Annotated in this window: 13 protein-coding genes; 10 read left to right on the top strand and 3 right to left on the bottom strand. The window is 52.5% G+C overall.

Going from position 1 to position 13,193, the window contains the following annotated elements:
• Nucleotides 1-201: 201 nt before the first annotated feature.
• Together nrdG and SNR34_RS29090 are read right to left on the bottom strand one after the other, a co-directional pair.
• Complete coding sequence (nrdG, locus tag SNR34_RS29095; RefSeq protein ID WP_236413197.1) at nucleotides 202-711, bottom strand: anaerobic ribonucleoside-triphosphate reductase activating protein; 510 nt, start codon at nucleotides 709-711, stop codon at nucleotides 202-204.
• Entirely contained in the window at nucleotides 708-2,669 is a 1,962-nt protein-coding gene (locus SNR34_RS29090) for an anaerobic ribonucleoside triphosphate reductase (protein ID WP_236413196.1), read from the bottom strand. Before SNR34_RS29090 ends, nrdG begins: the two co-directional genes overlap by 4 nt.
• A 313-nt stretch (nucleotides 2,670-2,982) precedes the next feature.
• Between SNR34_RS29090 and SNR34_RS29085 the strand changes: the two genes are divergently transcribed.
• Nucleotides 2,983-3,921 (top strand): aldo/keto reductase family protein, encoded by a 939-nt coding sequence (locus SNR34_RS29085; RefSeq protein WP_343261842.1) that lies wholly within the window; start codon nucleotides 2,983-2,985, stop codon nucleotides 3,919-3,921.
• Between the two features lie 100 nt (nucleotides 3,922-4,021).
• Here the strand turns inward: SNR34_RS29085 and SNR34_RS29080 are convergent, their stop codons facing one another.
• Nucleotides 4,022-5,140 carry a GGDEF domain-containing protein gene (locus SNR34_RS29080; protein WP_486180737.1) on the bottom strand — a complete coding sequence of 373 codons (1,119 nt, stop codon included), beginning with the start codon at nucleotides 5,138-5,140 and terminating at the stop codon, nucleotides 4,022-4,024.
• A gap of 278 nt (nucleotides 5,141-5,418) precedes the next feature.
• On the opposite strand from SNR34_RS29080, the gene SNR34_RS29075 reads away from it, so the two are divergent.
• The 9 genes from SNR34_RS29075 to SNR34_RS29035 all read left to right on the top strand — a co-directional run bounded on the left by SNR34_RS29075 (nucleotide 5,419) and on the right by SNR34_RS29035 (nucleotide 13,192).
• Nucleotides 5,419-5,814: a Fur family transcriptional regulator gene (locus SNR34_RS29075; protein WP_236413193.1), complete on the top strand. Its 396-nt coding sequence runs from the start codon at nucleotides 5,419-5,421 to the stop codon at nucleotides 5,812-5,814.
• Complete coding sequence (locus SNR34_RS29070) at nucleotides 5,790-6,596, top strand: winged helix-turn-helix domain-containing protein (protein WP_486180736.1); 807 nt, start codon at nucleotides 5,790-5,792, stop codon at nucleotides 6,594-6,596. The genes SNR34_RS29075 and SNR34_RS29070 overlap by 25 nt, the downstream gene beginning before the upstream one ends.
• Before the next feature lie 237 nt (nucleotides 6,597-6,833).
• A complete protein-coding gene (locus SNR34_RS29065; RefSeq protein WP_339275064.1) occupies nucleotides 6,834-8,297 on the top strand; it encodes a catalase in 1,464 nt (487 codons plus the stop codon).
• A gap of 232 nt (nucleotides 8,298-8,529) precedes the next feature.
• Nucleotides 8,530-8,946 carry a BlaI/MecI/CopY family transcriptional regulator gene (locus SNR34_RS29060; RefSeq protein ID WP_236413190.1) on the top strand — a complete coding sequence of 139 codons (417 nt, stop codon included), beginning with the start codon at nucleotides 8,530-8,532 and terminating at the stop codon, nucleotides 8,944-8,946.
• A 1-nt stretch (nucleotide 8,947) separates the two neighbouring features.
• Nucleotides 8,948-9,808: a M56 family metallopeptidase gene (locus tag SNR34_RS29055; RefSeq protein ID WP_343261845.1), complete on the top strand. Its 861-nt coding sequence runs from the start codon at nucleotides 8,948-8,950 to the stop codon at nucleotides 9,806-9,808.
• A gap of 46 nt (nucleotides 9,809-9,854) precedes the next feature.
• Nucleotides 9,855-10,259 carry a DoxX family protein gene (locus SNR34_RS29050; protein WP_236413187.1) on the top strand — a complete coding sequence of 135 codons (405 nt, stop codon included), beginning with the start codon at nucleotides 9,855-9,857 and terminating at the stop codon, nucleotides 10,257-10,259.
• 262 nt (nucleotides 10,260-10,521) lie between these two features.
• Nucleotides 10,522-11,475, top strand: coding sequence for an ABC transporter permease (locus SNR34_RS29045; protein ID WP_236413185.1), 954 nt, complete (start codon nucleotides 10,522-10,524; stop codon nucleotides 11,473-11,475).
• Nucleotides 11,476-11,477: 2 nt separating this feature from the next.
• Nucleotides 11,478-12,437 carry an iron chelate uptake ABC transporter family permease subunit gene (locus tag SNR34_RS29040; protein WP_236413724.1) on the top strand — a complete coding sequence of 320 codons (960 nt, stop codon included), beginning with the start codon at nucleotides 11,478-11,480 and terminating at the stop codon, nucleotides 12,435-12,437.
• A complete protein-coding gene (locus SNR34_RS29035) occupies nucleotides 12,434-13,192 on the top strand; it encodes an iron ABC transporter ATP-binding protein (RefSeq protein WP_343261846.1) in 759 nt (252 codons plus the stop codon). Before SNR34_RS29040 ends, SNR34_RS29035 begins: the two co-directional genes overlap by 4 nt.
• The last annotated feature ends 1 nt before the right edge of the window (nucleotide 13,193 follow it).

Raw genomic sequence — 13,193 nt, 5'->3', positions numbered from 1 at the left:
AGTTATTCATCATCAAGGCGTCATATGCCGAGGCAAAAAGGCAGCAGCTCCTGCAGTCAGGGGCTCTGCCTTTTTGCCGTCCTTACCGTTCCTCCGGCGTAACCAGTCTTTTGCCCAAAATGTTTCAGCTGTCGGGGTTGGTTTCGTTCAGGGCGGATCAATGGTGCTATGCCAATGCAATAATTAAACAAAAAAACACCGTTACAATGCATCCGTCTGCATTATAACGATGTGATTGCTGGCCAAGGTGGCTTTTACGTCAATGATCCGTTGATTTCGGCTGCCGCGGTAAGGCAGCGAAATGTCCCGTTCTGCGGCCAGATAAGGGCCGTCGATGATCGCATCGCACAGCCGGGCAAGCTCGGCTCTTGCCGGGTCGGCGATCAGTTCATCGTAGACGAATCCGGTATACGCCCACACGCTAAGGTCCGGCCTGACAGTACGAAGCTCACGTACCCATGCGCTGCATTCCGCTGCGGAGAAAAAAGGATCGCCGCCGCATAACGTAACTCCTTCCAGCAGCGGATGGTCCGCGATTTCCTGCAAAATCTGCCGCTGCCGCTCTGCCGTAAAAGGCTCTCCTGCCCGAAAGCTCCACGAGTCCGGGCTGAAGCAGCCCGGGCAGGCATGGCGGCATCCGCTGATGAACAGTACGGCCCTTAGACCCGGTCCCTCATTGACCGATTCGGGGATATAGCCGAACAGGTTCATTTATGCTTCACCCGATCCCGGACCTCGGCCTGCTTCGCGGCATTGAAGCGCACTTTATAGTCCCCGGTCAGGTAACCGGTCACCCGGCGCAAGCGCTGGATATGTACCTGATCCTCATGGGCCTGGCAGCCTGGGCAAACTGCGCCGATGACCCCCTCATAACCGCATCCTGTGCAGCGGTCAATCGGGTGGTTGATGGAGAAGTAGCCGATATCCTGGGCAAGGGCAAATTGCACGATGCGTTGAAACGCGGTCGTGTTGGCACGTACATTGCCGTCCAACTCGATATAGGAGATCGCTCCGGCATTGCATAACGCATGGAACGGAGCCTCCAGTTCGATTTTGCGATAGGCCGGCAACGCGTGGTAGACCGGAACGTGGAACGAGTTGGTGTAGTATTCGCGATCGTTGATGCCTTCGATCAGGCCATAGTTGGCCCGGTCGATTTTGGTGAATTTGCCGGAAAGGCCCTCCGCAGGTGTTGCGAACAACGTAATATTCAGGTTATGGGCGTCGCTCATGCGATCACAGAACTCCCGCATCGTGCGGATGACGTTCAGCGCTTCCTGGTGGATGCTCGGGTCCTGTCCATGATGGCGGCCATACATCGCCGTCATGCATTCCGCAAGCCCGATGAAACCGACGGACAACGTACCGTGCTTCAGCAGGTCGGCCACCGGTTCATCCGGCGCAAGGCGTTCGCCGCCTTCCCATACGCCTTCCCGCATCATGAAGTCCGACGCTTTGGCGGGCTGGCCGGTCTGAATGCGGTAACGGTGCAGCAGCCCGCGAACCGCATTGCGCATAACGGAGTCGAGCGCCTCATAGAATCCGCTGCGGTCGGCGACGGCCCGAGTGCCCTGGCAAATGCCGAAGCGAATGCCCAATTTAACGAGATTGATCGTATTAAAGGACAGGTTGCCTTTGCCGCTCTGGCGGTTGCGCCCGAAACGATCGGCCAGCGTGCGCGTCCGGCAGCCCATGGTTGCAATGATCGTATCGGGGTCCTCCGGCCGGTAATACGGCAAGTTGAAGGAGGCATCGACATTGACGAAATTGGGATACATCCGCCGTGACGAGCAGGTGATCGCGAGCCGGAACAGATCGTAATTCGGCTCTCCTTCGGCCTGGTTGATGCCTTGCTTGCACTGGAAAATATGCTGCGGGAACACAGGCGTCTCGCCGTTCCCCAGCCCGCGGATGGTCGCTTCCAGCAGCGACCGGGAAACGAGGCGGCCCTCGGCGGACGTGCACAGCCCGTAGTTGAGCGACGTGAACGGAATCTGCCCGCCGGCCCGGCTGCTCATCGTGTTCAGATTGTGGATCAGCGACTCGGCGGCCTGTCCCGTCTCCTGCTCCGTTTCTTCGCAGGCGAACGCATAGGCTTTCGGGCAGGCGCGCTGTGCCTGCTCGCTATCCAGATGCAGCTGCTCGTCCCCGATCGCGGCCTGTTCCCCGAACAGCCGCTGTCCTTTGCGGTAATGCTTGCGGAAGGAGCGCTGTACGTAAGGCGCCAGGTCCCAGTCGATTTTGTTGGCCGAGACGCCGCCGTATTGGCTGTTTTGCTGGGACTGGAAAATGATCGCAACCAGCGCCATGGCCGACATGATCGTTTGCGGAGTACGCACCGAGCCGTTGCCCGTGTTGAAACCGGAAGCGAGCAGCCGGTCAAACGGAATGAATATGCAGTTCGTCGTTCCAAGCGCGTATTGGTCCAGATCGTGCACGTACAGATCGCCGTTCTCCACCGCTTCGGACAGCTCCCGGGGCAGTACGTGGCGCATGGCATGCCATTTCGCCGTTTCCGAACCGAGCCTGCTCATTTTTCCGCTGAAGGAATCGCCATTGAGGTTGGCATTTTCCCGAAGTGTATCCGCATCCTCCGCACCGATGATTCGCCGCCCGAGATCGGACAGCAGGTCCGGGGACGGCGGGGCAACGCGTTCAAGCGTACTCATATCAAAATTCCTCCCATAATCCATTGATCTATAAAGTTATGTCGTTGAATACTAGATATAGATGAACATTACCTATTTATAAACTATATATAGGCTTTTTGGGTGTGAGGATGATCACACTGTCTCGCCCTCGGGAGCCGTATTCCCCATCGCTGCACGGATAAAAAAATTTCGAATTTGAAGATGGATGCCGCCCAGGGACATGATCCTATTGGGTTCATGGACAACTTTGGACTGTTTATTTGCGCAATGTGCGGTAAAATGGAAAGGGAACTTTATCCATAACCTATTGCATGAGGAGGATGTAGAATCAATGGAATATCGCAGACTGGGCAAAAGCGGACTTAAAGTAAGCGAGATCAGCCTTGGCAGCTGGCTGACATATGGCGGGTATGTGGAACGCGAGAACGCGGTTCGCTCCATTGAAACCGCATTCGATGAGGGCATTAACTTTTTCGATACAGCGAATGTGTATGAGCGCGGAGCGGCAGAGGAGCTGCTTGGACAGACGCTAAAAGCACGTCCACGCGATTCATACGTTCTGGCCACCAAGGTGTTCGGCAAAATGGGCGACGGCCCCAATGACCAGGGCTTGTCCCGGAAGCACATCATGGAGCAGTGCGAGGCCAGCCTGAGACGGTTAGGAACTGAATATGTAGATATATATTATTGCCACCGCTATCACGAGGAGACGCCGATCGAAGAAACGCTGCGTGCACTCGATGATCTCGTGCGTCATGGCAAAGTGCTGTACGTGGGCGTCAGCCAGTGGACGGCAGCGCAGATGGAGGCCGCGCTGGGCACGGCAGATCGTTTGCTGCTGGATCATATCGTTGTGAACCAACCCGTATACAACATGTTTGATCGTTACATTGAGAAAGAGATCATTCCGCTCGGCGAGCGCAAAGGCATCGGACAAGTAGTATATTCGCCGTTGGCTCAAGGCTTGCTGACGGGCAAATACACATCCGTATCCGACATTCCGGAGAACAGCCGGGCTGCGAAACTGGGTTGGGACGAAGGCAAAATCAATGCCGACAAGATCGCCAAAGTGAATCGGCTCATCGAGGTTGCGAACAAACTGGAGATCAAAGTGGGGCAGCTGGCCTTGGCCTGGATTTTGCGCCAAAGTAACGTGTCCAGCGCGCTCGTGGGAGCAAGCCGTCCTGAACAGGTCAAAGAAAACGCGGCAGCTTCAGGCATCAAACTGGACGCGGAAATCATCGGCGAAATTGAACGCATTTTGGCCTGATTTGCGCATAAAGGCGTGATCGGCCTCTAAACGATCGAAAAAGGGATACCCCGAGCGCCAGTCTCGGGGTATCCCTTCATATTTGTTTCAGTCGGGCGGGTCAGCACTCGCCGGTTTGCAGTTCGATCGGCTTCGGAATGGAGCATACTCTGTTCCGGCCGGTATTTTTGGCCTCATACAATGCACGGTCCGCGTGTTCGAAGAGGTCGTTGTCATCGTATTCGTCGCAATGATCCGGAAAGACGGCAACGCCTATGGACACGGTGAGGCGAACGGTGCTGCCGTCAGGCAGGGCGAATACGTATTTTTCGACGGCATGCCTGATGCGCTCTGCAATGGCCATGGCCTGATGTGCATTGCAGTCTATCAACAATACGGCGAATTCCTCGCCGCCGTTTCGTGAAACGAGGTCGGTCGGCCTCGCCTGGTTCAGGAGCAATTGCCCGATTTGCTTCAATACGGCGTCCCCTGAACTATGGCCGTAGCTGTCGTTTATTTTTTTGAAACGGTCGATGTCGATGGCGAGAAGCGAGAGATATTGGTTATGCTGCCTGGCTTGCTGAAGCTGGAGTTCCAGCGATTTTTCGAACTGCCTGCGGTTGCCCAGGTTGGTCAGATGGTCCGTGGAGGCCCGCCGTTCCAATTGGAACAGCAGTTCATTCGATTTATTGATAAATTCCGCGATGACATAAATGAACAATCCCCCGATAAAGGAGATGGCCATCTGCAGCGGATACACTTTCATCAACGAATTTATGCTTGACGTGTTCATGATCAGGATAATAAAGATGAGCGACAAGCCCAGCAGGTTCATGGTTATGATTTTGGTTAATCTGGCCCAGGAGGCATAATGGAAATATACGCCCGTCAGTCCGATGATCGTCAAGACAAAAGCCGAGTCGATGGCAGAAGAGGACACGCCAAACAAGACGATGCGCAGCAAGGCAATGACAAGCCCGGACACAACTGAAGCCATGCCGCCGACATATACGGCAGCGGTAACGACGGCAAGATGGCGCAGATCAACGATGGTCGTTTCGTTCAAAGGGAAAGAGTAGTTCATAAGCACCGTGCCATAGATTCCGAACAATAGGCCTCCGATGAGCTGAGTACGGATCGAAGGCTCGGAAATGCGAATACCATAAAATTTAGCAAGGATTCCCGATATGTACATAAAGGTGATCATGACACAGACATTTACGAAAAAAGTGCTTATCAACAAACTCTCCTCCTCTCAGCGCACATTCTTTTATTCTATATGAAAAAAGGGCTGGTGGCGAACCATATTATCCCGCGATATAGAGGCGGATGGTGGTGAAAAACGTTGAAAAAGGGCAGGGATTACCGAAAACGGAGGCTTTGTTGACTTTTTTGTATATAAAGATTTATACTTAATCTAAATTGAAATTGATTATGATGATTCAAAACAATATAATGGCCGCTTGAAGTTATGTGAACTTTGGGCGGTTTGAATGGATAGAGTAAAGGAGAATGGCTGTGAGAACGTTAAATTTGACGATACAACGACAGGCTGTTTACGATGTGGTTCGCCACTCGGAAGATCATCCGACTGCGGCGGACGTCATGAACCGATTGGTGGAGCAGGGATATAACCTTGCTTACGGCACGGTGTATAACTCGCTGCGGTATTTGACCGAGAAGGAACTGATTCGCGAGCTGAAGCTGGGAGAAGCGGCAAGCCGCTACGATGCCCGGATGGATGACCACCAACATATTATGTGCGAAATGTGCGGCAAAGTGGATGAAGTCATGACCGTGGTTCCACCCGAATGGTTGAAGCAGGTGGCCGACGAAACCGGGTATGCAATCGACCATGCTCACGTGGTCTTTGGAGGTGTCTGCGAAGAATGCAGGAACAAACGGGGCAAGTGAAAATAAAGCTGTCCGGTCGCCGTTTGCCGCTGCGGGTCAAGCCGGCTTTGTCCGAACAAGTGCCTATGGTAGAGGCATGCCCCGTTACGCGGCGCGTCATTCTGATTAGCCCGATGCCGGGCCAGGTGCATGAACTCGTCAAAGCACTGACCGACAGCTGCTTTGATGTGCTGGTATTTCACCGGTGGGAACCGGATCTGCATGAACGTCTTGTATTTGACCTGTTGATCTACGATCTGTCCGTGGCTGGAACCATCGATGCTTTTGCCGGCATCAGCAGCCGCTTGAACCGCGAGGCGGAACATGTTACGCCATGTTTGTACCTGGTTGGGGAAAATATGATCGGCAACGCCAGCGGGCCAATGCTGCAGGAGGAATTGCTGGTCTGGCCGGCCCGTCCGCAGGAGGCGCTTTACCGCGTACAGCGCATGATCGGCAATAGTCCGGTATTGCCCAAACGCGCGTTTTTGCCGGAGGAGGATCATCGCATCGGCTTCAAGGATTTATGGCTGGATCGAGAGAAGATGAGCGTGCAGCGGGATAACACCCGCATTCATTTGACGAAAACGGAGTACGATTTGCTGCTGAAGCTCATCGATGCCAAAGGCGCGGTCATCTCTCGCGAGGAAATGCTCAGCGACATTTGGGAAACGGACTTTACCGGAGGAAGCAACGTGGTGGATGTGCATATCAAAAGCTTGCGCAAAAAGCTGGGGGATAACGCGGCTTCCCCGCAATATATCGTAACGGTAAGAGGAGTGGGCTACCGCCTGGCGGATTAGTCCGCTCTTTTTTTTGCCCATATCCATGCTCATGTTTCATTCATGAAGAACGCCCAAATCTCATCGTAAAATCATGCGAATCTCATGCAAGCCGATAGGGTACATGTTAGAATCGATTTAACAGTTAGATCTAGTCTAAATGTACATTCAAATGCGACCCATTTGCATATGAATTTGATATACACCCATGGCGTGGCATACCCCACATGATAATGACTGAATAAGGAGGAGCATGATATGACAGAACGTTTGACCACCAACCAAGGCGCACCGGTAGGAGACAACCAAAACTCGCGCACCGCAGGGAGAAGGGGCCCCACATTGTTGGAGGATTACCACCTGATCGAGAAAATTGCTCACTTTGACCGGGAGCGGATTCCGGAACGCGTCGTGCATGCCAGAGGTGCAGGAGCCCATGGCGTATTCAGGCTGGAAGAGAGCATGAAGGAATTCACGAAGGCGGATTTCCTGCAGGAGCCGGGTACCGAGACACCGGTGCTGGTTCGTTTCTCCACGGTCATCCATGGCACGGGTTCGCCGGAGACGGCGCGTGACCCGCGCGGTTTTGCCGTGAAGTTGTATACGAAGGAAGGGAACTACGACATCGTGGGCAATCACTTGCCGGTGTTCTTCATCCGGGATGCGATAAAGTTCCCCGATATGGTCCATTCGCTTAAGCCGGCCCCGGATACGAACATCCAGGACCCGTCCCGGTATTGGGACTTCATGACGCTATCGCCCGAATCCACGCATATGCTTACCTGGTTATTCTCCGATCTCGGCACGCCAGCCAACTACCGGCAAATGGACGGATTCAGCGTGCATGCCTTCAAATGGATCAACGCAGAGGGCAAGGTTCATTATGTCAAATACAAATGGGAGTCGTTGCAAGGCGTTCGCACGTTCTCCCGTGAAGAGGCCGCGCAAGTGCAGGGGCAGGATTTCAACCATGCGACCCGCGACCTGTACGATCACATCAAAAATGGCGACTTCCCTCAGTGGAGGCTCATGGTGCAGCTGTTGACGCCGGAGCAGATGGACGATTTCGCCTTTGACCCGTTGGACCCGACTAAAACATGGCCGGAGGATGTCATCCCGTTCCGCCCCGTAGGAACGATGACCTTGAATCGCAATCCGCAAAATTTCTTTGCCGAAGTGGAGCAGGCTGCATTTTCTCCAAGCGTGGTGGTTCCGGGAATCGAACCTTCCGAAGACAAATTGCTGCAGGGCCGCCTGTTTTCTTATCCGGATACGCAGCGGCACAGATTGGGACCGAATTATATGCAAATTCCGGTGAATTGCCCCTACGCTCCGGTTCGCAATTACCAGCGCGACGGTCTGATGAACGTGAACCAGAACCCGTCTCCGGTAAACTACGAGCCGAACAGCTATGAAGATACTCCGAAGGAAGATCCGGCGTATCGGGATAGCGAGGCGCCGCTGCAAGGGAACGTGACTCGGGAACGGATTGAAAAGACGGATGATTACACACAAGCTGGCGAGCTGTTCCGTTCGTATACGCCACAAGAGCAACAGAATCTCTTGAGCAATCTTGTAAATGACCTTAAGGGAGTTCCTGTGCAGATCCAGATGCGTGCACTGTGTCATTTCTTCCGGGCGGACGCGCAATTGGGTGGTCGACTTGCCCATGGGCTTGGCGTAGATATTTCTGCCCATATGCCGACAGGGCAACAAGATTAATCGAGCCTACCTGTAATGATCACGATCCCTAAAGGGGATGGAATGAAGCAAATGCCGCTTTAAAAGGCGGCATTTGCTTTTTTTGATCTTACGAACTGAGCGCCGTATTTTTTGCGCCAGAGGAATGGAAGGAATTACTGCATTTTTCAAAATAATCACAACGAACTCGTGATATAAAGGTTGACTTCCTGCTATACGAAACTACAATGGGTAGTGTGAGGGGTGTCGGATCATGAAAATACTCAATTTCAAAGTGGGAGAACGTGGATTGAATCGTTTCTTTGGTCCACTGGAGGCCAAAATCATGGATGTGCTGTGGAGTCGCCCTGGCAGCAGTATCCGTGAGGTGCAAACGGCGCTTGAACAGGATCGGGACGTCAACTTCAACACGGTCATGACGGTGATGAACCGGCTTGTGGACAAGGGATTGCTCAGCAAATCGCAGAAAGGCAGAACTTCGCTGTACCATCCGGTGCAGAGCAAGGAACAGTTCATGAATGACCAATCGAAGGAGCTTTCGCATGAACTGGTCGACGAGTTCGGGGCCTTGGCCGTAAACCATATGCTGGATGCGTTGGAGGATGTGGATGCAAGCTTGATCGAACGGCTGGAACAGAAGATCAAAGAGTGGAAAAAGGAGAACAACTGACATGTGGGCGGCGCGTTCGAAGCTGCTGTTCGCCGTTGGGCTCGGCATTCCACTGCTTGTGTTCCTTCAGATGTCGATGTACCTGCTGTACAAAATGTTTGGATGGGACATGCCGTTTAACCTGCTCTGGCTGTGCAATCATTGGATGAGCCGAATGGGTTGGACATGGGTGGGCCATGTGCTCGTCGGATTGGCGATCATAACATTTGCGGGCACGGGGTGGCTTTTGGTTCATCGGTTGATGAAGACACGGGCAGCGATGAAAAAGTTGTGGAGGATCGAGGATAAAGGATGGTCACGCAGCCTGCAAACCAAATACGAACATGTGGGGCAGACCGGATTTATCGTAGTGGCCGAAAAGGCTCCGCTCGCGTTCACTATCGGGCTGTGGAGGCCGCGCATCGTTTTGTCGACAGGCCTTCTGAACATGCTGGATAACGATGAAGAGGAGGCAGTCGTTTATCATGAGCTTCATCATCTCTGGCATCGCGACCCGCTCAAAACGACGCTGCTGACCGTATTTGCCAGCATGATGCCTTATCTTCCCGTTTTGAAGCATGTCGCGAAACATTACGGCATCGTCCGGGAAATACTGGCGGATAACGAAGCGATCAGGCGCACCGGGAACGTTGCCGGCATTGGGAGCGCGCTGCTCAAATTGATACGTGCCTGTCCCGAGTCATGGCGAGTCAGAGACATGTCGGTACAATCGTCGTTTGCCGATGTATCGGTGAACGTTCGAATTTCGAGGCTGCTCGATCCCGAACAGGAGGTCGCGCTAACGCTGCCGCGATTTGCGGTACTGGTGTCCGCGACCGCCATTCTTATGTTATCTGTCCTGTTTGTGTGGTCGATTGGCTGACCATTTCCGGTTCAGCCCACCCCGAATGGAAGGAGGAAGATGAAACTTGAATAGTAGAAGTGTGGAAATCGGATTGTTTTTTCTGAGGATCGCCATAGGAGCGGTCTTTGCATTGCATGGCTGGAGCAAGTTCGAAGGCGGTATCAGCAATACGGTAGGCTTCTTCGAAAGTCTTGGCGTTCCTGGATACCTTGCCTCCGTTGTGGCCATCATTGAACTCGCAGGCGGAGCAGCCGTGATTCTAGGCCTGGGCACCCGCGTATTTGCTGCGCTGTTCATTGCCGTAACGGCCGGAGCATTGATCATGGCCAAGGCGGATGCGCCGTTTCTGGGCGGAACGGAGCTGGAATATACGCTGCTGGCAAGTTCGCTTGCCTTGTTATTCACAGGCAGCCGATTTCTTGCGCTGGACCAGCTTTTCTCAAGGCAGTCCGGTTCAGGACACCGTTGATGTTTTAGTTTGAAGGGCATATGGAGTGAAACGTACAGGATATGGCAGAAAACAACCTGCTTCGGCAGGTTGTTTTCTTTTTTTGCGCAATTTCCAACCTGTTCAGGACGATGAAGTGGGTTGACAATCAATTTAATAAAAACTAATATAATGGACAATGTCGATAATGAATATCATTATCATAAGAATCAAACAGATGAAAATTGGCTGCAAGAAGGGGTACTTCCGTTTTACGGCTATAAGCGAGGGGTCTGTAAGAGAGATGAAGTTGAGGTACATGCTGGTCATACTGCTGGTTTTGTCTTTCGCGTACATATTTATCGGCAATTCAGATATTGCGCCTTGGGATTTATTTGACCTGAATGCTGTACAGCTGCAAGTGCTGCAGGTCAGTCGGATTCCGCGCCTGATCAGCATCCTTGTCGCCGGGGTCAGCATGAGCGTCATCGGACTGATTATGCAGCAGCTCACACGGAACCGGTTCGTCTCGCCTACGACGGCGGGAACGATGGATTCGGCACGGCTCGGCATTCTCGTCACGTTGATGTGGTTCCCGGGCGCTTCGCCTTTGCAAAAAATGTTGGTGGCCTTTGTTTTTGCCTTGGCGGGCACCTTCATTTTCATGCGTATTCTGGAGCGGGTCAAATTCAAGGATACCGTCTACATTGCGCTTCTGGGCCTGATGTTCGGGAATATCATGAGCTCGATCACGACGTTTTTTGCTTATAAAAATGATCTCATCCAGAATATCTCCTCTTGGCTGCAGGGAGATTTCTCGACCATCATGAAAGGCCGGTATGAGTTGATTTATATCAGCATCCCGCTGCTGGTGATCGTCTACCTGTTTGCCAACCGGTTTACGCTGGCGGGCATGGGAGAAGATTTCGCCACCAATCTGGGGCTTGCTTATCGGAGAGTTGTGAATATCGGACTCATTCTGGTTGCGATGGTGTCGGCTGTCGTGATCATCACGGTAGGAACGATTCCGTTTTTGGGGCTGGTCGTGCCGAACATCGTCACCCTGTACAAGGGGGACAATCTCCGCAGTACTTTGCCGCATACGGCGGTGCTTGGCGCCATTTTTGTGCTGGTCTGCGACATTCTGGGACAACTCGTCATTTATCCGTATCAGCTGTCCATCAGTCTGACGGTAGGCGTGGTCGGCAGCGTATTGTTCCTGTATTTGCTGCTTCGAAGAAAGGCGTATGCATCATGAACATGAAATTTACGGCTAACACGTGGAAGTTTATTTTGCTGGTCGCGGCAGCAGTCATTCTGGTTGCGGTGTTTATGACCATCCAGGCAGGCGGGAACTGGGATTACATCTTGCCTCGGAGAGGGAAAAAAATATTGGCGATCGCGCTCACCGGGGCGTGCATTGCCTACTCCACGGTCATCTTTCAGACGATCACGAACAATCGCATTCTTACGCCGGGCATTATGGGCCTGGACTCGCTGTATATGCTGTTCCAAACCTTTGCGGTATTTGTGTTTGGCAGTGCACATATCAGCTTCATCAACCAAAATATCAACTTTGCCGTATCGGTTGCACTGATGGTGCTGTTCTCCCTGCTGCTGCATCAGTTCATGTTCCGCAGGGAGAGAGGGCGAAACATCTACCTGCTGCTGTTGGTAGGTTTGATTCTCGGCACGTTGTTTCAGAGCATGTCCACATTCATGGAAGTCTTGATCGATCCCAATGAGTTTTTGGTGCTGCAGGGCAAAATGTTTGCCAGCTTCAATAACGTCAATACCGATCTGCTGATTATTTCCATGGCGGCGATCGTGCTGATTCTACTTTATGCTAGACGATTCAACAAATACCTCGACGTCTTGTCGCTCGGCAAAGATCATGCAGTGAACTTGGGCGTGGACTATGCTCGGATCGTCAAACGTCTGCTGCTGGTTGTCATGGTGCTGGTATCCATCTCTACCGCGCTTGTCGGTCCGATCATGTTCCTGGGCCTGCTTGTGGCGAACGTGGCCCATCAAGTATTCAGAACCCATAGGCATATCGTGCTGCTGTGGGGCTCCGTGATGATCTCGATCGTAGCGTTGGTCGGCGGGCAGCTGATCGTTGAAAGAGTATTTACCTTTGCCACTACAGTGAGCGTCATTATCAATTTTATCGGCGGTGTCTATTTCATCTATTTGCTGCTAAAGGAGAATAAGTCGTGATAGAAGTCAGAAATGTCACAAAACAATACGGCGGAGTCCGGGTAGTGGATGATGTCTCCATAAACATCGCCAAAGGCAAGATCACTTCGTTCATCGGCCCGAATGGTGCGGGGAAAAGCACGCTGTTATCCATGATTACGAGATTGATTGAGAAGGATTCCGGCCAGGTGCTTATTGAGGGGCGCGAGCTCGGGACCTGGAAAAGCAAGGAGCTTTCCAAAAAAATATCGGTGCTGAAGCAATCCAACCATATCAATATCCGGCTGACCGTAGAAGATCTGGTTGCTTTTGGACGCTTTCCGTACTCGCAAGGGAGGCTTACGCCAGAAGACAGGCTGCATATTCAGGAAGCGATCGATTATATGGATTTGGGGCCGTTTCAGAAAAAGTATCTGGATGAACTGAGCGGCGGCCAGCGGCAGCGTGCTTACATTGCGATGGTCATCGCTCAGAACACGGAATACGTGCTGCTGGATGAACCGCTCAACAATCTGGACATGAAGCACTCCGTGCAAATTATGAAGGTGCTTCGCAGGATGGTCGATGAACTGGGCAAAACGGTCGTCATTGTCATTCACGACATCAACTTTGCTTCCTGTTATTCGGATCATATCGTCGCGCTTAAGGATGGGCGAGTTGTGCAGGAGGGCAGGACCGAAGACATCATTGACACGGAAGTGTTGAGAGAGGTTTACGATATGCACATTCCCGTGCAATGGATTGACGGACGTAAAATTTGCGTTTATTTTTCATAAT

The organism is Paenibacillus sp. XP01 (assembly GCF_057364885.1).
Note: the sequence above shows the minus strand (reverse complement) of the source record. Positions and strands in the feature narration are given on the sequence as shown.

Coding starts and splice junctions, on each gene's coding strand:
- nrdG (WP_236413197.1), bottom strand. CDS start 711: ATGAACCTGTTCGGCTATATCCCCGAATCGGTCAATGAGGGACCGGGT.
- SNR34_RS29090 (WP_236413196.1), bottom strand. CDS start 2,669: ATGAGTACGCTTGAACGCGTTGCCCCGCCGTCCCCGGACCTGCTGTCC.
- SNR34_RS29085 (WP_343261842.1), top strand. CDS start 2,983: ATGGAATATCGCAGACTGGGCAAAAGCGGACTTAAAGTAAGCGAGATC.
- SNR34_RS29070 (WP_486180736.1), top strand. CDS start 5,790: ATGCAGGAACAAACGGGGCAAGTGAAAATAAAGCTGTCCGGTCGCCGT.
- SNR34_RS29065 (WP_339275064.1), top strand. CDS start 6,834: ATGACAGAACGTTTGACCACCAACCAAGGCGCACCGGTAGGAGACAAC.
- SNR34_RS29060 (WP_236413190.1), top strand. CDS start 8,530: ATGAAAATACTCAATTTCAAAGTGGGAGAACGTGGATTGAATCGTTTC.
- SNR34_RS29055 (WP_343261845.1), top strand. CDS start 8,948: ATGTGGGCGGCGCGTTCGAAGCTGCTGTTCGCCGTTGGGCTCGGCATT.
- SNR34_RS29045 (WP_236413185.1), top strand. CDS start 10,522: ATGAAGTTGAGGTACATGCTGGTCATACTGCTGGTTTTGTCTTTCGCG.
- SNR34_RS29040 (WP_236413724.1), top strand. CDS start 11,478: ATGAAATTTACGGCTAACACGTGGAAGTTTATTTTGCTGGTCGCGGCA.